The following is a 22958-nucleotide window of genomic DNA, read 5'->3' as shown; positions in this document are numbered from 1 at the left end:
CGTCCGCCGCTCGACAGCAAAGTAGCAAGCTACTTCCTGTTTCCGCTCGACTTGCATGTGTTAGGCCTGCCGCCAGCGTTCAATCTGAGCCATGATCAAACTCTTCAATTAAAGTTTTTTGATGCATCCTCTTTCGATGATGACATCGGCTCAACGAAACTATGTGTTCACTTTTTAAAAAGTGAAAACAAAAAACTGTTTTTCATTAATCACTCTCTATAAAGAGAATGCCAATGAAGCTTACATATTTTGCTTCTTTGAATTTACTTTGCTTGCTCGTGAGAGTAAGAAAGTAGAAACCAAAGTCGCTATGGTCACTCAGCTTCTCTATTCCTTATAAAGGAGTAAGAGATTCGTCGAGTTAAATTTTTGATTACCTCGTGAGAGGCAATTTCGAATAACTCAACACCTGTGAGTGCCCACACAGATTACTTGATAAATTGTTAAAGAGCGTTGCATCATTTTATGATGCCGCCGTGACGCTAGGTCGTTGGCTTGAGGAGGCGTATTCTACGCTTTCCTTGGTTGGCGTCAAGTGCTTTTTTAAAAAGATTTTTAAGCGTTAAAAACAACCTAAAAACTATTATAAAATTAAGCTAACTTGTTGCCCTGACTCGACAGTGTCTTACTCAACTTAATGCTTAGTAGGACTGTTTACCGTGTCAGTGGATGCGCATTATAGGCAGTATTAGAATGATCGCAAGCAGTTTTATGAATAAAAACGATCTTTTTTATAACTTTTCTGATAGTCACAACTAACCCACTGCTTACCCCCAGATTTATCCACAATTCGTGCATTATGGCTCATTAAATCGTCGATGGTCTTTTAAACCTGCTAGCAATTGAGAAGCAGTAAGATATAAAAAAGCCACTCAGATGAGTGACTTTCAGGTTTATTCTGCATTCCGGCCTAACTAACTTAGGTAAGCTTACCGTGACACTGCTTATACTTACGGCCCGAACCACATGGGCAAGGATCGTTACGACCCACTTTTGCCCCTTCGCGTACCGTCGGAATATGCCCAGCTAAATCTGGAGCCTGTTCTGCACCCACTAACGCTTCTGCGGCAGCATGCTGATAGTCTAGGCGGATCTTTGCTTCTTCTTGACGTCGACGTTCTTCCATCTCTTCAACATCTGACTGTGCCTGCACCTGGACCTTTGACATCACGCTGATCACATCATGCTTCAATGATTCCAACATCTGTTGGAACATTTCAAAAGATTCACGCTTATATTCCTGCTTAGGGTTTTTCTGCGCATAACCTCGCAGATGAATACCTTGACGCAGATGGTCCATAGCAGCTAGGTGCTCTTTCCAGAGTCCATCTAAGGTTTGCAGCATGACAGCTTTTTCGAACTGACGCAGAACCTGTGCACCGACCATTTCTTCTTTGGCTTGATATGCTTTGGCCCAAGTCTCTAGGATACGTTCACGAAGTGTCTCCTCATGAAGGTCGTCTTCCTTATCCAACCACTCCTGCAGTGGCATTTTAATCGCGTATTCCTGCTCCAGACGCTTTTCAAGGCCTGGCACATCCCACAACTCTTCTAATGATTGAGGCGGAACATATTGATCGACTAGGCCATTGACTACGTCGGCTTGAATGTTAACGATAGTATCTTGAATATCTTCGGCATCCATCAACTCATTTCGCTGAGCGTAAACGACCTGACGTTGATCATTGGCTACATCATCAAACTCCAGTAACTGCTTACGGATATCGAAGTTTCTAGCTTCTACTTTACGTTGGGCATTCTCAATAGCGCGTGATACCCAAGGGTGCTCAATGGCTTCACCTTCTTCCATGCCAAGTTTCTTCATCATTGATGAAACCCGCTCGGAGGCAAAAATACGCATTAAGCTATCTTCCATTGAAAGATAAAAACGTGAAGAGCCTGCATCACCTTGTCGACCCGAACGTCCACGCAGCTGATTATCGATACGACGTGACTCATGACGCTCGGTACCTAAAATATGTAACCCGCCGATTTCAACCACTTCGTCGTGACGAACTTGCCAATCGGCCTTAATCTTAGCTTTCTGTTCAGACGTTGGGTTCTCAAGAGCTTCGATCTCCATCGCCCAGTTACCGCCAAGGACGATATCGGTACCACGACCCGCCATATTGGTGGCGATGGTAACGGCTCCCTTCCTTCCTGCTTGTGCAACAATTTCGGCTTCACGCTCATGAAATTTAGCATTCAAGACTTCATGGGGAATCTTCTCTTTCTGCATCAGGCGAGCTAAGAGCTCAGACTGTTCGATTGAGACTGTACCCACAAGAACTGGCTGTCCACGTTCGCGGCAACCCTGAATATCTTCGACGATTGCAGTATATTTCTCATCGGGAGTCAGATAAACCAGATCGGCATTATCTTTTCTTACCATAGGTCGGTTGGTCGGGATAACAACCGTATCTAAACCATAGATATGCTGGAACTCGAACGCTTCGGTATCTGCGGTACCTGTCATACCCGCAAGCTTTTCATACTGACGGAAGAAGTTCTGGAACGTGATCGAAGCCAGCGTCTGGTTTTCATTCTGAATATTGACGCCTTCTTTGGCTTCAACAGCTTGATGAAGACCTTCCGACCAGCGACGACCCGGCATGGTACGCCCGGTGTGCTCATCGACAATGACCACTTCATTGTCCTGAACGATATAGTCGACATCTCTCTCGAAGAGTGTATGAGCACGAAGCGCTGCATTAACATGATGCACTAATGAAATATTCGCTGCCGAATAGAGGGAGTCACCTTCGGCTAACATGCCTCGCTCGGTCAGCAGAACTTCGACTTTCTCCTGACCACGTTCGGTCATGTGTACTTGTTTAGCTTTCTCGTCGATAGAATAATCTCCATCGCCGATCACCTCTTCCGTATCTTCTTTATCCTGACGGACAAGCTGCGGAATTAGCGTATTGATCTTAGTATAGAGAGCCGAACTATCTTCGGCAGCGCCAGAGATGATCAGTGGCGTTCTCGCTTCATCGATAAGAATCGAATCAACTTCATCGATCAGGGCATAATGAAGTGGGCGTTGAACACGTTCTTGAGGTGAAAACGCCATATTGTCACGCAGATAGTCGAAACCAAACTCATTATTGGTTCCGTAAGTAATGTCTGAGTGATATGCGTCTTTCTTCTCTTGCTGGCCTAAGCCTGCTACGTTGATGCCAACGGTTAAGCCTAGAAACTCAAAAAGTGGACGGTTATTTTCGGCATCGCGACGGGCAAGATAATCGTTAACAGTAATGACATGTACACCCTTACCGGTTAATCCATTCAAATAGGCAGGTAGTGTCGCCGTCAAAGTTTTACCTTCACCGGTACGCATCTCAGCAATACGATTACTATCTAGAACCATGCCGCCGAGCATCTGTACATCGAAGTGACGCATCTCGAATACACGCTTAGATGCCTCACGAACAACCGCGAACGCTTCTGGTAAAACATCATCTAATGTTTCCCCAGCATTTAAACGCTCACGAAAAGTCGAGGTTTTCCCCTTTAACTCATCATCAGTTAACTTTTCATAATCTTCTTCGAGCGCATTGATCTCAGTGACAACCTTACTAAGAGACTTAAGTGTACGATCGTTGCGACTACCAAATAATTTTGTCAGTATTTTACCAAACATCTGAACCACTTTTTATGTTGTTGGCCTAGTCCCTGTCGAGTCTGAATGCCAATTATTAAGTTAACTTGCTTTGCGGTAGACAAACTTCTGTGGATCTATCTGTTGCCCACCCCGCAACACTTCGTAATGCACATGAGGTCCAGTCGAACGACCAGTACTCCCCATAAGTGCAACACCTTCGCCTTTGGCGACGACATCACCCACAGTTACTGACAGAGATTTATTATGTCCATAGCGAGTTCGCAGACCATTACCATGGTCTATTTCTACCAACTCACCATAACCAAACATTTTTCCTGCCCAAGTGATCACTCCAGCTGCAGTCGCAACCACCTTGGTGCCCTCTTTACCGGCGAAATCGATACCTTTATGTATCGTTCTGCGCCCGCTAAAAGGATCATTACGTAAACCGTAGGGCGACGATAACCAACCTTTACGGATGGGACGCCCAGATATATAACGCTCTTCATCTATATGGAGATTAGATGAGACAGTTTCAAGTATTGAAAGTTGAGCATTATTATTATCTATTCGTGACACTAACTTATCCATATCCAGAATAAGTTGATCGAGTTCAATGTTGGCACCCAAATCACTCAGGCCTCCAACACCGACTTCGGAAGAGAAATCAAACTGATCTTCTAATTGATTGTTCTTAGCGATTTGCAGACCGAGCGCTTCGAGACGAGTCACTTTAGCTTGCATACGGGCAACATGAGTTACCAGCATGGCTAGTTGTGATTCAGTCGCGCCTTTAAGCTCAATAAGTTCTTGTTTCTGCTCTTCACGAGCAACACGTTCATTATCGGTATTAGTCTGCTGTTGCTGAATTTGTTTGGTGTTGTGCTGATACAAGCCAGTTCCGGCTGCGAGCAACAGAACGGGCAATAATAGCCAACGTTTACCAGGCTGCCATCTTGTGGCGCCATTTCGACCTTGAATAAAAACTGTTACACTCATAGCCTAATTAAGCCATTTTATTATCATATGAAAAAGCCCCCTCAAGATCTAAGCCAGTTACTGCATCAGCAAGGGAAATTCCCTGATATAGCTGAAAAGGCAGAACTTCTGTTGCACTTGGATCGTTACGTGAAACAAGTGCTGACCGGTCCAGTGTCACAGCAACTCAAGGTTGCCAATCTCCGTCAGGGTGTTCTAGTTATCGAAACGACGACTGCTGCATGGGCTGCAAGAATAAACTTCCAAAAAGCCAAAATTTTGCAACAGCTTCAAGCCGAAACGTTACCCATGCTGTCCGCTATCGAAGTTAAAGTCAACCCGAGTCTGTTTTTGTATGCAACAAAACCCAAAACAAATAACAACAAAATTACTAAAGTTGCTGCAGAACACATAGAGGCGCTAGCTGAACATACGGGAGGATCTTTAGGAATAAAACTAAAACGGCTGGCTGCTTTAGCCAGCCGTTCAAGGCAATCTTAGTTCACTATCAGGCAAATACTGCGCCGCTAGGAACCGAAAAACTCACTGGCGCTTCATCTTCTTTCTCGAAGCTGACTAGTTCCCAGGCATCCTGCTGGGCAAGTAAAGCACGTACCAATTGATTATTTAGCGCATGCCCAGTCTTATATGCGCAGAACTCACCGACTATGGCATAGCCTGCAACATACAAATCACCAAACGCATCTAAAATTTTGTGCTTAACGAACTCGTCCTCATAACGCAGACCATCGGGGTTGAGAACTTTATATTCATCAAGCACAACGGCATTCTCCATGCTACCGCCTAAGGCTAAATTATTAGCACGTAAATACTCAATATCACGCATAAACCCAAAGGTTCTCGCCCTACTGATATCACGAATAAAGGCTGAAGATGAGAAATCCATCACCATATGCTGATTACTACGCGCAATTTCCGGGTGATCGAAGTCGATAGTAAAATCGACTTTGAAGCCTTTATAAGGCTTTAACTCTACCCATTTATCACCGTCTTCGACACGTATGTTTTTCTTGATTCTTAAATATTTCTTGGGGGCGGCTTGCTCTTGAATTCCTACTGATTGTAATAAGAAAACAAATGGACTAGCACTGCCATCCATAATAGGTATCTCAGGCGCATCGACTTCAATGATGGCATTGTCGATACCGAGTCCCGCAAGCGCTGCAAATAGGTGCTCGATCGTTGATATACGAATGCCATCGTCATTTACCAGTGCCGTACACATGGTTGTTTCACGGACAAGTTCCGCCTTGGCAGGAATAGAAACTGCAGGCTCCAAGTCTGTGCGCACGAGTACGATACCCGAATTAACTGGTGCAGGCTTGATACTCAAAGTCACCTTATTGCCGGAATGTAATCCGACTCCGGTTGTTTTTACCATTTCTTTAACAGTTCTTTGAAAAATCATAGTCTTACCTGTATATATCAACAAAAAAAGCAATCAACCTATCCCCTGAATCACTAGATTCAGGCGTGGCTGGTCAAATATGTTAGCATATCTTTGCAGATTAACCAAAATTCGCCAACAGCAACATGCAGCGAAATTTAATTATTGCCCCTCCCACACTAACAGCTTAATCAGCTTGCTTACGTAAGAAAGCGGGAATATCTAAGTAATCAGTTTCATTCCTTGGTGCTGGTGTCACTACCGTCTGCGCCACAGAAACCACATTGCCGCTAGCCATAGGCTGAACAAGCTCTTCACCTTGTGGCTCGGTACGAACTTCTGGGGTCACTACAGTCTCTGGACGAGGAGCAGGCTTGGTCACCAATTGGATATCAGCCTTCTTCTCTGAGCCTATACCAGTAGCAACGACAGTAACACGTAGCTCATCACTCATTTCTGGATCGATAACCGCACCAACAACCACAGTGGCATTATCCGAAGCATAAGCTTTGACATGGTTACCCACGGTCTCAAACTCTTCTATGCTCATATCCATGCCAGCTGTGATATTGACCAACACACCACGGGCTCCAGCCAGATCGATATCTTCCAACAATGGACTGGCTACAGCAGCTTCGGCGGCCTCTTCGGCTCGGTCTTCACCACTGGCGACACCAGTGCCCATCATGGCGTTGCCCATCTCAGACATCACAGTCTTCACATCGGCGAAATCGACGTTAATCAAACCCGGACGCGTGATAAGCTCGGCAATACCTTGAACGGCACCAAGAAGTACATTGTTAGCCGCAGCAAATGCATCTAACAGCGATGTGCCACGCCCTAATACTTTAAGCAGCTTCTCATTAGGAATTGTGATCAGTGAATCCACATGCTTAGCCAGCTCTTCGATGCCTTGCTCCGCATAAGTCATGCGCTTCTTGCCTTCGAAAGGAAACGGCTTGGTCACGACCGCAACCGTTAAGATCCCTTCTTCTTTGGCTATTTCTGCGACTACTGGTGCGGCTCCGGTTCCGGTTCCGCCACCCATACCCGCAGCAATGAAGATCATGTCACAGCCCTTAAGAGCATTGCGGATATTTTCTCTGTCTTCTTCTGCGGCCAAACGGCCTATTTCTGGATTTGCTCCGGCGCCTAAACCCTTAGTGACATCGCGTCCTAATTGAATAGTTGTACCAGCAGATGACTTTCTCAGTGCTTGCGCATCTGTGTTAGTCGCAACAAACTCAACACCTTCGATGTTGTGTTTAACCATATGCTCTACTGCGTTTCCGCCACCGCCACCGACACCGATGACCTTGATCACCGCTTCATCTGTATGACTGTCCATGATCTCAAACATGGTCTTCTCTCCGTTTTGCCTGCGTTATATATGAAATACCAAATCAAACACTAAGTTAATGTACTAACTTGGTATTAAAACTCACCTTTAAACCAACTTTGAACCCGATTCCAAAGACTGGTTACCCCTTGTCGCTCAGGACGCTCAAACTGACGTTCAAACAATCTTCTTGCTCCGTAGTGTAACAAGCCAATACCGGTCGAATATATGGGCTGATCAACATATTCGAATAAGCCTTTCACAGGTAGTGGGTTTGCTACTCTTACCGGCATACCGAATGTGGCTTCAGCCACATCCACAGCCCCCTCGATGGAAGATGTTCCACCGGTGAGCACGATACCAGCAGCGACCTGATCCTCTAGACCAGAATCGCGTAATTCTTTCAATACCAGCTCAAATAATTCTTGATATCTTGGCTCAACCACTTCCGCCAAGGTATGCCTCGACATTGTTCGAGACGGACGCCCCCCTACAGATGGGACTTCTATACTGTCTTCACGACTCACCATAGCGCTTCGGGCGCTAGCGTACTGAACTTTTATCTGTTCTGCATGAGCCAGAGGAGTACGGAAAATCTTGGCGATATCATTAGTCACCTGATTCCCCGCGACCGGTATCACCGCACAATGCCTCAATGCACCATTGGTATATACCGAGATATCGGTTGTTCCACCGCCGATATCGACCAGACAGACCCCGAGATCTTTCTCATCATTGGTCAACACCGAGTCGGCTGAAGCAATCGCCGAGAACACGAGATCATCGACTTTAAGACCACAACGCTCGACACTCTTAGTTATATTTTTCGCCATATCATTGGCACATGTGACGATATGCACTTTGGCTTCCATGCGCATACCGGACATGCCAATAGGACTCTTGATCCCATCCTGAACATCGATGGCGTACTCTTGTGGTAACACATGTAAAATACGACGCTCTGTCGGTATCTTCACCGAACGAGCCGTATGGATAACATTATCGACATCGTCCTGGGTGACTTCTTCATCATTGATCGACACCATGCCATTCTCATTTTGACATGCGATATGCTTTCCGGAGATGCCTAAGTAGACAGACGAGACCTGACAGTCGGCCATCAATTCGGCCTGATCTAAGGCTCGCTGGACACTGCGTACAATAGAATCGAGGTCATTCACCCCCCCCTTATCCATGCCTCTGGATTGGTGGGTCCCCAAACCGATGACGCTTATTTCACCATCGGGCAGCACTTCACCTATAATCACAGCAACTTTTGACGTGCCTATGTCCAATCCAACGATCAGGTTTCTATCTTGATTCTTGGTCATTATTTATTGGTTCTCTTCTGTGCGTTAACCCAACTCACGGCTAATCCGGTGTCGTAGCGCAAATCTACCTTAGCAAGGTCTTTATCTTGCTTTATGAGCATCGGATACACGTTTATAAACCTTTGTATCCTCGCCATTTTATCTTCTCTACCCAGCTCTAGCATGACTCCACTACTTAAGACGCCATGCCACGCATGTCTGGGACTCAAACTTAATCCCTCTAAGTCAAAGCCATTAATGTTCAGTAACTCACTCACTTGCCGATACGTGGTCAACACTAGCTTAGACTGATCTTCAGGGCCGGCTAATCTTGGCAAGGGACCAATGTCCTCTTTTTGAGGGGCATCGAACACCTCCCCAAGATGGTTGAGCCAGGCATCGCCATTCCAATGGGCAACCACATCTTGCTCGACTAAGTAGACTCTCAATTTAGCAGGCCATTCACGTCTCACCGACGCTTGATAAACCCATGGCAATGCCTCTAACGCCTCCTGAACTTGATTGACATCGGCAGAAAAAAAGCTTCTCTGCATCAAGCCCTGCAGGGCCGTCTGTATCTCCTCGTCTGAGGTATGGGTTCGCTGGCCCTTGATGGCAACGGCTTCAATAGGCAGGGCGTCCGCATCGTTGAGTATCACATTCAACTTCCAGGCGGCCATGGATAATCCCATGAGGACCAGCAGAAGAAATATCAGCCCAAAACAGAGGTACCAATCCATCTGCGACAGCTTAGCCTTGCAACGGCTACCTAGCTCACCCCAAGACACGAATATCCCACCTGTTCTCTTTCTTTCGGTGTGTATGCCTTGCATAGATACGCCTCGGAAAGCTGGTCATTATATAGACTCTAGGCTCTGGGTCAAAAGCTCGGCCGCCTTCAATGGCATACAGTACAAGATCACCCTTCACCCATCTCTAAACTTGCAGGCTCAAAACCTAAATTTGTTTGAGCAATTAACTTTGACAAGGCGCCGATATTGCCGGCTCCCTGAGTCAGCAACAAGTCTCCATCCTGTAGAATATCCGGCAATAAGCTAAGCAGCGGCTCTGATCCGGCAACAAAAATGGGATCCAGCTGGCCACGCTGCCGAATGGATCGACATAATGCCCGACTATCGGCTCCCGGTACAGGGGCTTCTCCCGCTGCATACACGTCGAGCAAGATTAAGCTATCGACTTGAGATAGCACCTCGACAAAATCATCATAAAGATCTCGAGTACGGCTATACCTATGTGGCTGGTAGATCATCACCAGACGCTTATCGGGCCAGCCCAATCTTGCCGCCTTAATGGTTGCAGCCACTTCACTAGGGTGGTGACCATAATCATCGACTAACATCACCTCCCCCTTGCTTGTGGCGAAGCTACCGAGTTGCTGAAAACGTCTTCCTATGCCCTGAAACTCAGCCAAGGCATGTACAATGGCCTCATCTTCTATCTCATCTTCGGTAGCCACAGCAATCGCCGCCAGTGCATTGAGTACATTGTGCTCACCAGGCAAATTCACCATCACTTCTATGTCTGCCACTCCTTCGCGTCTGAGGGTGAAGTGACTGCGATAACCATGCTGAACGAAGTTCAATGCTTGAATATCCGCAGCTTCACTAAAACCATAGGACACAATTTTACGACCTACTTTAGGCAGCAGTTCACGGATAACCGGATCATCGATACACATCACTGCGACACCATAAAATGGCAAGTTGTGCAGAAAATCGATGAAGGTTGATTTTAATTTCTCAAAGTCTCCACCATAGGTATCCATATGATCGGCTTCGATATTGGTCACTACACTGACCATGGGCTGCAGATGCAAGAAGCTAGCATCACTCTCATCAGCCTCGGCGATAAGGTAACGACTATGACCTAATCTCGCATTGGTTCCTGCACTATTTAGCAGACCACCGATAACGAAAGTAGGATCTCGATCGGCTTGAGCATAGACACTGGCAATCAAGCTAGTCGTGGTTGTCTTACCGTGGGTACCTGCAACCGCGACCCCGTGACGGTAGCGCATCAACTCAGCCAACATCTCTGCACGCTGCACAACCGGTATTCTCAGCTTTCTCGCCGCGACTAGCTCCGGGTTTTCGGCATCGATAGCGGTCGATACCACCACCACATCTGCATCATGAATTTGTTCTGCTTGATGCCCGATATAAATTTGAGCGCCTAAGGCTCTCAGCCTTTCAGTGACAGCATTCTCGGCAATATCGGAACCTGATAAGCGGTAGCCCTCATTGACCAAGACTTCGGCGATTCCACCCATGCCCGCACCACCGATACCGACGAAATAGATATGCTTAACTCGTCTCATCTCAGGAATGATGCTTCTTAACTGTGAAAATTTATCTTTGCTCTTACTCATCTCAATCCTTCTGCGCCAACTCGATGCAAACTTCAGCCACTTTTTCGGTGGCGTCAATGACAGCGACATCTTTAGCTCGTGCGCCCATTTGACAAAGCTCGGCTCTGTCGGAGGCTAATATCTGTAACTTATTAATTATTTTGTCGGCATCCAGAATGGTCTGAGGCAGTAAAAATGCGCCCCCGGCATTCACCAACACTTGAGCATTTTTTGTCTGATGATCGTCGACCGCGTGCGGGTAAGGCACTAAGATACTCGGTAAACCAACGGCCGCTAACTCAGATACCGTCAAGGCACCAGCCCGGCATAACACCACATCGGCCCAACGATAGGCAGCTTCCATGTCGTCAATAAACTCGGCGACTATGACGCTTCCGTCTTGACCTAGATGCTGGTACTCGCCTTGCACCGAAACCAGATTGCCTTTACCCACTTGATGCCAGACGGTAATGGAGTGAGTCTTACTCACGGCATCAGTCACTCCGGGCATAAGATCATTAAATACTTTCGCCCCTAAACTCCCGCCAACGACCAATACTTTTAGTGCCTCTTCGACACAGTCTTGCGGCGCAGACTGGCCTAACTCGACTAACTCTTTACGGATCGGATTACCGACGACCTGAGCCGATGCTTGCTCGAAGGTATCCTCGAAGGCACATAAAACCTTGCTTGCAAAACGAGACAGCAGCTTGTTAGTCATCCCTGGGATGGCATTCTGTTCATGTAAGACCAGAGGTATTCCCATCAGTCTGGCTGCAATTCCTCCTGGCCCACTGGCAAAGCCACCCATGCCTAAGACGACATCTGGCTTAAACTCTTGTATCACTTCCTTCGCTTGCATCACAGAGCGGATCACCTTAAATGGCGCGGCTAACTTACGCACGAGTCCATTGCCTCTGACACCCTTGATATCGATAAAATCAATATCGAAGCCATGCTGAGGCACTAGACGAGCCTCCATGCGCTCGGCCGTACCCAGCCATCTCACCTTCCAGCCTTTTTGGCTCAGAAATTTGGCGACGGCTAAAGCAGGAAACACATGGCCACCGGTACCACCGGCCATGATCAAGATACGTTTATCTGCGGAGACATTTGTCATTAATTAATTTTCCCTTGTACTGCCTGGATACAACTCAAACGCCGTTCATGATCGATGCGGAGCAATATCATGGCTGCGGCCGTCATAACCCAGAGGCTGCTGCCCCCATAACTGATAAATGGCAAGGTCAAGCCCTTGGTCGGTAACATGCCGATACTCGCTCCCACATTCACAACCGTCTGAAAACAGATCCAGATGCCGATGGAATAGGCGAGATAACCTTCGAAGGCCTTATCTATCGCGATACATAAATTACCTAGTCTGATCGCGCGTAACGCAACGAAAAACAATACAGATAAGACTAAGATAATACCCACAAAACCCAGTTCTTCACCTACCACAGCGAAAATAAAGTCCGTGTGCGCTTCCGGCAGGTACTCTAGCTTCTGAATACTATTACCCAGGCCCTGCCCAAACCAGTCCCCACGGCCATAGGCCATCAAGGACTGAGTTAACTGATAACCGCTGCCAAACGGGTCTTGCCATGGGTCTAAGAAAGATGTCACCCGGCGCATTCGATATGGCTCCAATAATACTAAGGCCACAAACGCCAACACCCCGGTCAAGATCAGGGCGAAGAAATCAAATAATCGAGCCCCCGCCAAAAAAAGTAAGCCTACTGTGCCCACAAATAAGACGACAACCGTACCCAGATCTGGCTGCAACAGAATAAGCACCGCATATACCGCAAACACGGCAATCGGCTTATAGAAGCCCTTGGCATTTTCTCTGACTTCTTCATGGCGCCTCACAAGGTAGCCAGACATATAGATAGCAAATGCAAACTTGGCCAGTTCTGCTACCTGTATTCTAATCGGCCCGATCGTTAACCAACGTTTAGCGCCGTTCACTGTGGTCCCTACCAACAAAACCGCAACTAACATGATGCCTACGATAAGCAATAACATGGGGCTAAATTTCTGCCAGTGACTCATCTCTATCTGCAGAACTACGGCGGAAATGACCACGCAGCCAATAAGATACACAATATGCCTGATAACGAAGTGAAAAGGATTTCCCGTCAGGCTCTGCGCCTCAGGCATAGAGGCCGACATCACCATCACAAAACCAAAGCTTATCAATGAGAGGATAGCTAACAGCAAGGCACGATCGTACAACTGCGTGCCTGGAGCCTCATTGCCTTTAAACATGTTGGGCCAGCGCCATGTAACAGACGAGCCAAATACGTTAACTTGCCTCTCTTGGCTAGACATCCGTGACAGCCTCAGGATCTACGTTTTTGCCTCTTAACGCCTGTACCAGTTGCCGAAAATCATCGCCCCTAGCCATAAAATTCTTATACATGTCCAGACTCGCACAAGCCGGAGACAATAAGACAATGTCGCCAGCCGTTGCCAAACCAGCGGCTTGCTTGACGGCATCAGCCATCGAGTCGACTCGCTTAGCGTTATCTTTTAGTGCCGCTATTTCATCGCCATCTTTACCTAAGGTAATGAGGTGAGTAACCTTATCTAACACGGCTTCCAATGGACTAAAGTCGGCCCCCTTGCCATCGCCACCGGCGATCAGAATGATGTCACCTAGATGCTCACCTAAGCCTTGCAACGCGGCAACCGTAGCACCGACATTCGTCGCCTTTGAATCATTGACGTAGGAGACTGCGTCTATATTTGCCACTAGCTCACATCGGTGAACCAAGCCAGTAAAATGCTTAGCCACCTCAATCATGGCTTGTTTTTCGATACCGGCATGCTCTGCCAGGGCCATGGCGGCGATTAAATTGGCATGATTATGACTGCCGACTATCGCAACATCTTGTAATGAAACAATCTCGCTTGTCCCATGGACTATCTTGCCGTCCTTGATGCCCCATTCATCGTTTACCGGTGACGTTAAACCGAAGCTATTTTGGTTCATCGGACCATTGGGTTGTGTCAGGCAGTCTTCACGATTAAACAAGGCTCGTTTACTCTGATCGTAAAGGGACAACTTAGCTTGCCTGTAAGCCTCTAGATCTCGATAACGATCCATATGATCTTCACTGATATTTAAGCAGGTCGCCGCAATGCAATTCAGGCTATGAGTGGTCTCTAGTTGAAAGCTGGACAGCTCGAGTATATAAAGATCGATTGGACGCTGTAATAGGTCCAGCGCCGGGATGCCTATGTTGCCACCCACCGCATAATTAAGGCCGGCGGCTTTGGCCATCTCGCCCACTAATGTGGTGACCGTTGACTTACCATTCGAGCCTGTGATGCCGATGACGCATGGGCTGCTATCTTTAACTGCTCTTGCGAACAACTCGACATCACCGATAACTTCGATATCCATGTCTATGGCGGCACGGATCTCAGGTGTATCTATGGCTATGCCTGGACTGATGACTATTTGACTGGCCTGCACCAGATAGCGACAATCGAAGCCACCGGTAATTAAGTTCACCTCAGGAAATTCGAGCGCGAGCTGCTTGGCCCCAGGAGGTTGCTCACGACTGTCCATGACCAGAGGTGTGATGCCCTGCTGGCACAAATAGCGCACAACCGAGAGCCCAGTGGCTCCCAACCCTAAAACTAGGTGCGAATTGTGCAGTTCCATAGTCAATTACCTTAACTTCAGCGTGGCAAGACCAAGCAGAACCAAGAAGAGTGAGATGATCCAGAATCGAACGATCACTCTAGGCTCGGGCCAGCCTTTCAATTCATAATGATGATGGATAGGTGCCATACGGAAGATCCGCTGACCACGAAGCTTGTATGATCCGACCTGTAAAATCACCGAAACTGTTTCCATCACGAACACGCCACCCATGATGACCAATAAGATTTCCTGACGAACCAATACTGCGATCGCTCCCAATGCGGCCCCAAGAGCAAGGGATCCAACATCTCCCATGAAGACCTGTGCTGGGTAAGTATTAAACCACAGAAAGCCCAGCCCCGCCCCCACGATCGCGGTGCAGACAATGACCAGCTCACCGGCCCCGGGCAGATAAGGAATATGTAAATAGTTAGCGAACTGTACATGACCAGACAGATAGGCAATCAAGGCAAATGCTGCCGCAACCATGACAGTAGGCATGATGGCCAAGCCGTCTAACCCATCGGTTAAATTCACCGCATTACTCGAGCCGACTATGGTGAAGTAGGCTAGCACAATGAAGAAAGCCCCCATCTGCGGCATAACATCTTTGAAAAATGGCACCACAAGTTGGGTTTCACCCGCAGTATCCGCAGAGGCATAAAGGTAAAACGCGATCACTAGCGCCGCTATTGACTGCAAGAGATATTTCCACCTTGCAATCAATCCCTTGGTATCTTTACGAACCACTTTGCGATAATCATCGATGAAACCGATAAGACCGAAGCTCGCCAATACGAACAGTACGACCCAAACATAGCGACTGCCCAGATCACCCCAAAGCAATACACTGATAAAAATACCAGCCAAGATCAGAATACCGCCCATGGTTGGCGTGCCACTCTTGCTAAAGTGTGATTCAGGTCCATCATTGCGCACCACCTGTCCAATCTGCAGCGTCTGTAGACGCTCGATCATTTTTGGTCCCCACCAAAGGCAGAAGATCAAAGCGGTCATCAGGCCCAAGATGGCTCTGAAAGTTACATATGAAAAAACGTTAAACCCAGAATAAAACTGAGTTAAATACTCCGCCAGATAGACCAGCATTAAACAAACTCCCCGCGCCCGTAGGCAAGTATTAAAGCTTCGACCACGCGCTCCATCCTGGCACTACGTGATCCTTTGACCAATACAGTTACATCACCTTGCAACTGCTTAATATTTTTTATCAAATCTTCGACCAAGCGTTCCAGGCTAATATGACCATAGCCTCCGAAGGCACGACTCGCATTAGCACTGAGTTCACCTAAGGTAAACAGCGAATCCAGCCCTCTTTGTTTTGTCAGTTCGCCTAGCTCAGTATGCAAAAGGGACGCATTGTCGCCCAATTCTCCCAAATCACCCAGCACTAAACAGCGATGACCTTCAATTTTTTGAAGCCAGTTGATTGCAGCAGTGACCGAAGCAGGGTTGGCGTTATAACTATCATCGATCACACGCACGCGCCCCAGTTGAGTGGGCAGCATTCTACCTTTGACAGGCAGCAGGAGTGATAAGCCTAATTTTATTTCATCTAGCGTTAATCCAAACGATAAACAGACCCCAGTAGCGGCTAGGGCATTGCTCACCTGATGTCGTCCAGATAATGGCAGAGCTATCAAGACCGAGTCTTGCGAGTAACTCAGCTTAAAGCGATAGCACCCCATAGGATCGGCTTCAAGATCAGATGCTTGAATATCGGCTGCGGACTCGATCCCAAACGTCAATTGGGTAAAATTCATCGATGCTGCCAGCATCACTGAGGCAAACTGATCGTCTGCATTGATAACGGCCGTCCCAGTCGCAGCTAGATGATTAAATATTTCAGACTTTGCACTGGCAACACCCTCGAGAGAACCAAAACCCTCCAGATGCGCCGAGGCCACATTGTTGACTAAGGCCACATCAGGCTTCACCAAGGAAGAGGTGTGATCTATCTCTCCCTTGTGATTCGCGCCTAACTCGAACACACCAAATTCATCATCGGCCTCTAAGCGCAGTAGCGTCAAAGGCACGCCAATTTCATTATTGAAATTTCCTGCGGTGTACAAGACCTTGTGCCTTTGAGATAAGATGGTCGCTACCATCTCCTTAACACTGGTCTTGCCATTTGAACCGGTTAACGCGACGGATTTTGGTTGAATAAGCTCTTTTAGATAAGCACCCAGCTCTCCCATCGCCCTCTGGGTATCTTTAACAATCAATTGAGCAATGTTCAGTGGCAATTCGTGGTCGACCAACAAGGCTATAGCGCCATTGTCCACTGCCGTGCTGGCAAATTGATGTCCATCGAATGTCTCGCCTTTCAATGCGACAAAAAGCGTTTGTGCTGGGATAACTCGGCTGTCACTGGAAACATGGCGACATTCACGGTCCTCACCCACTAATCTGGCATTCAAGCGTCGACATATAGCCGACAAATTCAATGGGATCATATCTGCTCTCCTGCCAATGATTGCGCTAATGCTCTCTCGTCATAATCCAAGCGTTCACCGGCTACTTCTTGATAGGTCTCATGCCCTTTTCCCGCCAGCAAGACGAGATCTCCAGGCTTAGCTATGGCGACAACTTGTCTGATGGCTTTCTCCCGGCTGACTTGAGTTAGCACCCGCTCTGGGGCATTCAACCCCGCTAATATATCTTCGATAATGACTTCAGGAGATTCACTCCTGGCATTATCGCTGGTGATCATCACCTTATCTGCATAGGCTTCGGCAGCTTGTGCCATCAGTGGCCGTTTACCCTTATCGCGATCGCCACCACAGCCAAACAAGCACCATAACTGACCCTCACAATGGCCTCTCAACGCCTTGAGCGCCTGCTCTATAGCATCCGGGGTATGAGCATAATCGACCACTAGGGTCACACCATTTTTTGTGGTAAACCGCTCCATCCTTCCCGCAACAGGCTTAAGTTGAGGTGCCATGGCCACCATGGCCCGCATATCGTACCCGACCAAATATAATGCACCCAGTGCGGCGACTAAATTGGAGAGATTGAAACCACCTAGCAGAGGTGACGCCAACTTTGCTTGCCCCTCGGGCCAGACTAGCGTCGCCGTGACGCCTTGATCGTGTTGATGGTTATCTTGGGTGTAGATACTCGCCGCATCGGCATATGCCGCACAGATACTGAAACCAATATGCTTAGTCGATTGCTCCTCGCGGAGCCACTGGCGTCCGACCTCATCATCTAGGTTTATCAGGCTGCTTTGCAATGATGGAAACGTGAATAACCTTTTCTTGGCGTCGCCATAAGCCTGCATAGTGCCATGGTAATCGAGGTGATCTCGGCTCAGATTAGTAAACACGGCGACATCGAAAGGAACCGCTTCAACCCGTCTCTGAATAAGGCCATGGCTGGATACTTCCATGGCACACAGGTCGGCACCCGCTAGATTGAAAGCCTGTAACTGGGCGGCAACCGTGATAGGATCGGCCGTGGTATTGCCACTGTCGACCAAGTCCCCCCATAAACCGTTGCCTAAGGTGCCCATTAAGGAAGCTTGCTTGCCTAAGAGAGCGACTAACTGAGCCATCAATTGAGTAATGGATGTCTTACCATTCGTTCCGGTGACACCTATGAGCTTGAGTCTCTGCGCGCCCAATGGATAAGCTTGTGCCCCGATTGCCGACAAGTGTTGGCTTAATTGGAAAAACAACACCTGAGGTGAACCAGCTTGTTCAAGCTGGAGCTGACCATGTTCACCAGGGTCTTCGGTGTGGACTAAGGCTGCTACCGCACCTTGCTCGAATGCTGCACCAATAAACTTTCTGCCATCCACAAGATGTCCGGGAACCGCAATAAAGAGATCCCCGCCAGTAATCGCTCTACTGTCCAATGATATGTTATTGAATGATTCCGGCCCTGAGTAATGCAACCAAGGCGCTAGAAGATCACTGAGTCGCATTATTCTGTTCTCCTGACATGACTCTCTAGACGGACTTTTTCTTGCGAGGAAATGGGCTCCACATTCAGCATCTGTAATGCGCCGGACATCACCTTAGCAAATGCAGGACCGGCCACATCGCCACCATAATACTTGTCTCCCTTGGGCTCATTCACCACGACTGCAATCGCGAGTCTTGGGTTATGCACCGGAGCGACACCGGCAAACAGGGCAACATAGTCTTCACCATAGCCGCCGGCAACGGCTTTTCGCGCCGTACCTGTCTTGCCCGCAACTGGGTAGCCTTCGATATGCGCTTTTCTGGCTGTGCCTCCAGGCTCAGTCACGCCTATCAGCATCTCCATCACATGCTGGGCAACTTCCGGAGAGATCACCTGCACGCCTTCCGGCTTCTGCTTGAGCTTCAAGATCGAAGATGGGTACAAGACACCTTTACCGCCCAACATGGCGTACATTCTTGCGATCTGTAACGGCGTCACAGTGAGAGCGTAACCAAAAGAAAGCGTCGCTCGTTCAAACTCAGACCAGCGGCGACGGTCATGCAGCAAGCCGGTACTCTCTCCCGCGAGGTTAATGCCTGAATAATTGCCTAAGCCCATGGCCTGGTAATAACCTAATAGCTCCTGCACCGGCATAGATAGGGCTATCTTGGTCATGCCTACGTTGCTGGAATGAACCAAGACTTCACCCAAGGAAAGATCGCCATAGTCCCTGCCATCACGCACTATCTTACCGCCGATCCGAATGCGTCCCGGTGAGGTCTTAAAGATCTGGTTCTTGTCTATGGTCCCCGCTTCTAATGCTGCAGCGACCACGAAAGGTTTAATTGTTGAGCCCGGCTCATAGGCATCGGTTAACGCACGATTACGCATGCGATAACTTTTTAAGTTGTCTCGGGAGTTAGGGTTATAGGATGGAGTATTCGCCATCGCCAATACTTCACCGGTATTGACATCTATGACGACTATCGAACCAGACGTAGCCTGATTTATCTCGGTGACACGCTTGAGCTCTCGATAGGCTAATTGCTGAATACGCTGATCTATACTCAGTACCAAGTCATTGGGGCTCTCACCCTCTTGCACCATATCTAGGCGCTCGACTACGTGTCCATCTCGGGATTTACGTACCTTTTGTTTCGAAGGAGTGCCCGTCAACCAGTCGTTATAGGTGTTTTCAATCCCCTCTATACCGACATCATCTATGTTAGTAATGCCGATCAATTGGGCGGTGATTTCGCTGGTAGGATAATAACGGCGCGATTCGGCTTTAAGATATATCCCGGGTAATTTTAGTTGCTTGATGTAGTCGGCAACCGCAGGGGTCACCTGACGCTTCAAGTAGGTGAACCTTCGTTTAGGATTGGCTTGGATCCGACTTAAAATCTTGTCTTTGGGCTCATGGAGCACATCGGCTAATGCCTGCCAAAGACGCATATCGGCAAAGCCATTTTTAGCAAAAACCACTTTTGGATCGGCATATACGGCTTTCACGGGGACACTGACAGCCAACATTTCACCGTTACGATCGGTAATGAGTCCTCGCTGGACCTCTCTGCTGGTCGTTCTTAAGCTGCGCATATCACTTTCATGGCGCAACTTTTCAGGTTCGATGACCTGAATATAGGCGGCACGACCAATCAAGCTGGTGAATAACAGGCAGACGAACCCCACCACTACGTATAAACGCCAGTGAATGAGTTGTGGTTTTTGCTTCCTTTTTGCCTGCTTGTTTTTCCTCATGATGCTCTTGTTATCACCTCTCCCTGATTGTTTGTAGCGGGTGAATATTTATAATTTTCAATATATAAACGAGATTATCATCACGGTATCCTTACCACGACCTCTTCCTTAGGCAAGGGTCGACTCATGTCTAACTCTTTACTCGCAATCCGGGTAATTCGACTATGTTCAGACTGAGATTGTTCTTCGAGCAATAGGTTGCGCCATTCGATATCTAACCTATCTCTTTCCTGCCACATCTGATCCCACTGGCTGATATATTTACGGCTCACATGGCTGGTATATACAATGGTGATCGCGTTAGCAACCACAGCAGCAGCAAGTAGCATCACCCACTTATGATGCCAAAGATCGAGTAAGATGATTCGAGTCAGGTTAAGCTGAGATTGCCCCATATCAGCACTCCCTACCACACACGCGTATAACCAATGAGTCAGGGTTTAGCATTCGCTTCCCCCCATCATCAATACTCTAATCTCTCTGCGACTCGCAAAACCGAACTGCGGGATCGCTTGTTTATCTCAACCTCTTCGGCAGAAGGCTTGGTCGCCTTACCTATGCCCTTCAACAAGCGCGTTTTATCGAGTTCGGCCTCTGTGATTGGTAAGCCATGAGGAACACTCTTGCCTTGGGTATGACGACGGATAAAGCGTTTCACCATTCTGTCTTCCAGCGAATGGAAACTGATCACCGATAAACGTCCCTGGGGTGCCAGCACAGTCAGTGCACCCTCTAATGCCTGATCGATCTGCTCTAATTCACTATTGATGTAGATGCGAATCGCCTGAAATACTCGTGTGGCTGGATGCTTATTACGCTCCTTACTCTTACAGATCCTAGCAATAAGATCCGCCAACTCCTTGGTTCTCAAGAAAGGCGTCTTCTGTCTATCTGCAGCGATACATCGTGCGATATGACGAGAATTCTTCTCTTCACCATAGGTTTTAAATACCCAAGCCATATCTTCAATTTCGGCGCGGGCGATCCACTCTGCAGCAGTTTCACCCTGAGAATTATCCATACGCATGTCTAGTGGACCATCTCTTAAGAAACTAAATCCACGCTCGGCATCGTCCAGTTGAGGTGATGAAACACCAAAATCGAGCAAGACACCATCTATCTTGCCCTTCAAACCAAGCGCTGCAACATAAGTAGCCAATTGACCAAAACCACCATGCACTATGCTAAATCTGCTATCGTCGGCAAACTGCTGAGCAGCCTCAATAGCTTGTGGGTCTCTGTCTATGGCAATTAAACGACCATTGTCACCTAGGTGCTTCAACACCTCACGAGAATGCCCACCTCGGCCAAAGGTGCCATCGATATAGATGCCATCTTGTTTTATGTTCAGGCCTGCAACCGTTTCAGAAAGCAGTACTGATAAATGTGAAAATTCTTGGCTCATTAGTATCTTCTATCTATTTTTGCGTCACTGATCACAGTGAGAAATCGGCAAGACGTTCATTGTTGGCGAAGTCTTCGCTACGAATCGTCTCTCGGCTTTGCTCTATCTGCTGCTGCCATGCAGCCTCATCCCAGAGCTCAAATTTGTTTAACTGCCCCACTAACATTGCGTGTTTATCTAAATTCGCATATTGACGTAACGGCAGAGGAAGTAATAACCTAGCGTTACCATCTAGCTCACACTCGTGTGCATAGCCTAATAGTAATCTTTTCATCGCTCGTTCAGAAGCTTGGGTATCGGAGAGCTGGAGCAGTTTTGCTTCAATCTTGTTCCATTCATCTAATGGATACAGCAGAAGACATGATGATTGAAAATCAACAGTAATCACTAACTGACCGTTATATTCGCCACGTAATGACTCACGGTAGCGTTTAGGAATAGCGATCCGGCCTTTTGTATCAAGGTTTATAGCACTCGCACCACGAAACACGTTAACTTGTCCTTGTTGTCAGTTAATGTCCCACATATATCCACAAATTCCCACAATGACTAATTTTAGAGACAGAACACAAGGCTTGTCAAGAGCACCCGCTATTTAAAAATCCAGTATTCAAGCGGGTTAGCAGCATGTTTAAAAAGTGATTGAGTTGATGAAACCAGATGGGGAAAAGTGGATCTAGAGCCTTAAATAGTTGAAAAAACAGGCAGAAGAGGAAGCTAATGTCGAATACTTGAGCTGGAAACGAGTAGGGAATCCCACAAATATTCGACTCAGTTGGCAATTTAACTCGATGCTAAAACATCCTTTAACACTTAAGCATGACTAAATATCGAGCAGGTACTGCCGATAGTACTAATAAGTAAGCGCACTTAACAGGAGATATTATGGTTGGTTTAGATAGCCTTTATGCCATGCTTGCACGCCCCATTCGGCTGAGCTTTGCACGTAAACGCTTGATGGTAGAAGAAACTGACAAGAGTGCGAGTATTGCTGATGACCATCGGACCCCAGAGTTCCAGCTGCCACCGAGTCTTGAGCGACGAAAATCACCGCAAGATAGGCGCCGCGGCGATCGCCGTGCTGCCCCAGCGAGTCAACAAGAAAGAGAAGACGCAAGCAAGAAGGAGCTTGCCGAACATGAAGCGACGAACTCGCCACTTCCTAGAATTGATATAGATATTTAATCTAAGCGCTAA

General features: G+C 47.6%; 19 protein-coding genes and 1 rRNA gene. 2 read left to right on the top strand and 18 right to left on the bottom strand.

Annotated elements, in window-relative coordinates; all coding sequences use genetic code 11:
• From HRU42_RS08510 to HRU42_RS08500, 3 genes are all read right to left on the bottom strand, one after another.
• Positions 1-111: ribosomal RNA gene (locus tag HRU42_RS08510) — 16S ribosomal RNA — on the bottom strand; the annotation flags it as partial.
• A gap of 808 nt (positions 112-919) precedes the next feature.
• Positions 920-3643, bottom strand: coding sequence for a preprotein translocase subunit SecA (secA, locus tag HRU42_RS08505; RefSeq protein ID WP_295030271.1), 2724 nt, complete (start codon positions 3641-3643; stop codon positions 920-922).
• A gap of 60 nt (positions 3644-3703) precedes the next feature.
• Entirely contained in the window at positions 3704-4603 is a 900-nt protein-coding gene (locus HRU42_RS08500) for a M23 family metallopeptidase (protein ID WP_295030269.1), read from the bottom strand.
• Positions 4604-4630: 27 nt separating this feature from the next.
• Between HRU42_RS08500 and HRU42_RS08495 the strand changes: the two genes are divergently transcribed.
• Positions 4631-5083 (top strand): DUF721 domain-containing protein, encoded by a 453-nt coding sequence (locus HRU42_RS08495; RefSeq protein WP_295030267.1) that lies wholly within the window; start codon positions 4631-4633, stop codon positions 5081-5083.
• Between the two features lie 7 nt (positions 5084-5090).
• Here the strand turns inward: HRU42_RS08495 and lpxC are convergent, their stop codons facing one another.
• From lpxC to mraZ, 15 genes are all read right to left on the bottom strand, one after another.
• Positions 5091-6011 (bottom strand): UDP-3-O-acyl-N-acetylglucosamine deacetylase, encoded by a 921-nt coding sequence (gene lpxC, locus HRU42_RS08490; RefSeq protein ID WP_295030265.1) that lies wholly within the window; start codon positions 6009-6011, stop codon positions 5091-5093.
• Positions 6012-6177: 166 nt separating this feature from the next.
• Positions 6178-7350, bottom strand: coding sequence for a cell division protein FtsZ (gene ftsZ / locus HRU42_RS08485; RefSeq protein WP_295030263.1), 1173 nt, complete (start codon positions 7348-7350; stop codon positions 6178-6180).
• A gap of 74 nt (positions 7351-7424) precedes the next feature.
• Entirely contained in the window at positions 7425-8660 is a 1236-nt protein-coding gene (gene ftsA, locus HRU42_RS08480) for a cell division protein FtsA (RefSeq protein WP_295030261.1), read from the bottom strand.
• Positions 8660-9427: a cell division protein FtsQ/DivIB gene (locus HRU42_RS08475; RefSeq protein WP_295030276.1), complete on the bottom strand. Its 768-nt coding sequence runs from the start codon at positions 9425-9427 to the stop codon at positions 8660-8662. Before HRU42_RS08475 ends, ftsA begins: the two co-directional genes overlap by 1 nt.
• 131 nt (positions 9428-9558) lie before the next feature.
• On the bottom strand, positions 9559-11028 hold the full coding sequence (gene murC / locus HRU42_RS08470) for a UDP-N-acetylmuramate--L-alanine ligase (RefSeq protein WP_295030259.1): 1470 nt from the start codon (positions 11026-11028) through the stop codon (positions 9559-9561).
• A 1-nt stretch (position 11029) separates the two neighbouring features.
• Entirely contained in the window at positions 11030-12127 is a 1098-nt protein-coding gene (murG, locus tag HRU42_RS08465) for an undecaprenyldiphospho-muramoylpentapeptide beta-N-acetylglucosaminyltransferase (protein ID WP_295030258.1), read from the bottom strand.
• Positions 12127-13341 carry a cell division protein FtsW gene (ftsW, locus tag HRU42_RS08460; protein ID WP_295030256.1) on the bottom strand — a complete coding sequence of 405 codons (1215 nt, stop codon included), beginning with the start codon at positions 13339-13341 and terminating at the stop codon, positions 12127-12129. The genes murG and ftsW overlap by 1 nt, the downstream gene beginning before the upstream one ends.
• On the bottom strand, positions 13334-14683 hold the full coding sequence (gene murD, locus HRU42_RS08455; RefSeq protein WP_295030254.1) for a UDP-N-acetylmuramoyl-L-alanine--D-glutamate ligase: 1350 nt from the start codon (positions 14681-14683) through the stop codon (positions 13334-13336). The genes ftsW and murD overlap by 8 nt, the downstream gene beginning before the upstream one ends.
• Before the next feature lie 6 nt (positions 14684-14689).
• The gene (gene mraY, locus HRU42_RS08450; RefSeq protein WP_295030252.1) at positions 14690-15772 is read right to left on the bottom strand and encodes a phospho-N-acetylmuramoyl-pentapeptide-transferase; all 1083 of its coding nucleotides are present in this window, start codon (positions 15770-15772) and stop codon (positions 14690-14692) included.
• Positions 15772-17139: a UDP-N-acetylmuramoyl-tripeptide--D-alanyl-D-alanine ligase gene (gene murF, locus HRU42_RS08445; RefSeq protein WP_295030251.1), complete on the bottom strand. Its 1368-nt coding sequence runs from the start codon at positions 17137-17139 to the stop codon at positions 15772-15774. Before murF ends, mraY begins: the two co-directional genes overlap by 1 nt.
• Positions 17136-18614: a UDP-N-acetylmuramoyl-L-alanyl-D-glutamate--2,6-diaminopimelate ligase gene (murE, locus tag HRU42_RS08440; RefSeq protein WP_295030249.1), complete on the bottom strand. Its 1479-nt coding sequence runs from the start codon at positions 18612-18614 to the stop codon at positions 17136-17138. Before murE ends, murF begins: the two co-directional genes overlap by 4 nt.
• Positions 18614-20356: a penicillin-binding protein 2 gene (locus HRU42_RS08435; RefSeq protein ID WP_295030247.1), complete on the bottom strand. Its 1743-nt coding sequence runs from the start codon at positions 20354-20356 to the stop codon at positions 18614-18616. The genes murE and HRU42_RS08435 overlap by 1 nt, the downstream gene beginning before the upstream one ends.
• 80 nt (positions 20357-20436) lie before the next feature.
• Positions 20437-20751 carry a cell division protein FtsL gene (gene ftsL / locus HRU42_RS08430; RefSeq protein WP_295030246.1) on the bottom strand — a complete coding sequence of 105 codons (315 nt, stop codon included), beginning with the start codon at positions 20749-20751 and terminating at the stop codon, positions 20437-20439.
• 68 nt (positions 20752-20819) lie between these two features.
• Entirely contained in the window at positions 20820-21761 is a 942-nt protein-coding gene (rsmH, locus tag HRU42_RS08425; protein WP_295030245.1) for a 16S rRNA (cytosine(1402)-N(4))-methyltransferase RsmH, read from the bottom strand.
• Positions 21762-21792: 31 nt separating this feature from the next.
• Complete coding sequence (mraZ, locus tag HRU42_RS08420) at positions 21793-22251, bottom strand: division/cell wall cluster transcriptional repressor MraZ (RefSeq protein WP_295030244.1); 459 nt, start codon at positions 22249-22251, stop codon at positions 21793-21795.
• A gap of 395 nt (positions 22252-22646) precedes the next feature.
• Between mraZ and HRU42_RS08415 the strand changes: the two genes are divergently transcribed.
• Positions 22647-22946, top strand: a complete 300-nt coding sequence (locus HRU42_RS08415; protein ID WP_295030243.1) for a hypothetical protein — start codon at positions 22647-22649, stop codon at positions 22944-22946.
• The last annotated feature ends 12 nt before the right edge of the window (positions 22947-22958 follow it).

This window comes from Shewanella sp., from assembly GCF_013214165.1.
GTDB lineage: Bacteria > Pseudomonadota > Gammaproteobacteria > Enterobacterales > Shewanellaceae > Shewanella.
This window is presented reverse-complemented; position numbering and strand designations above follow the sequence as displayed.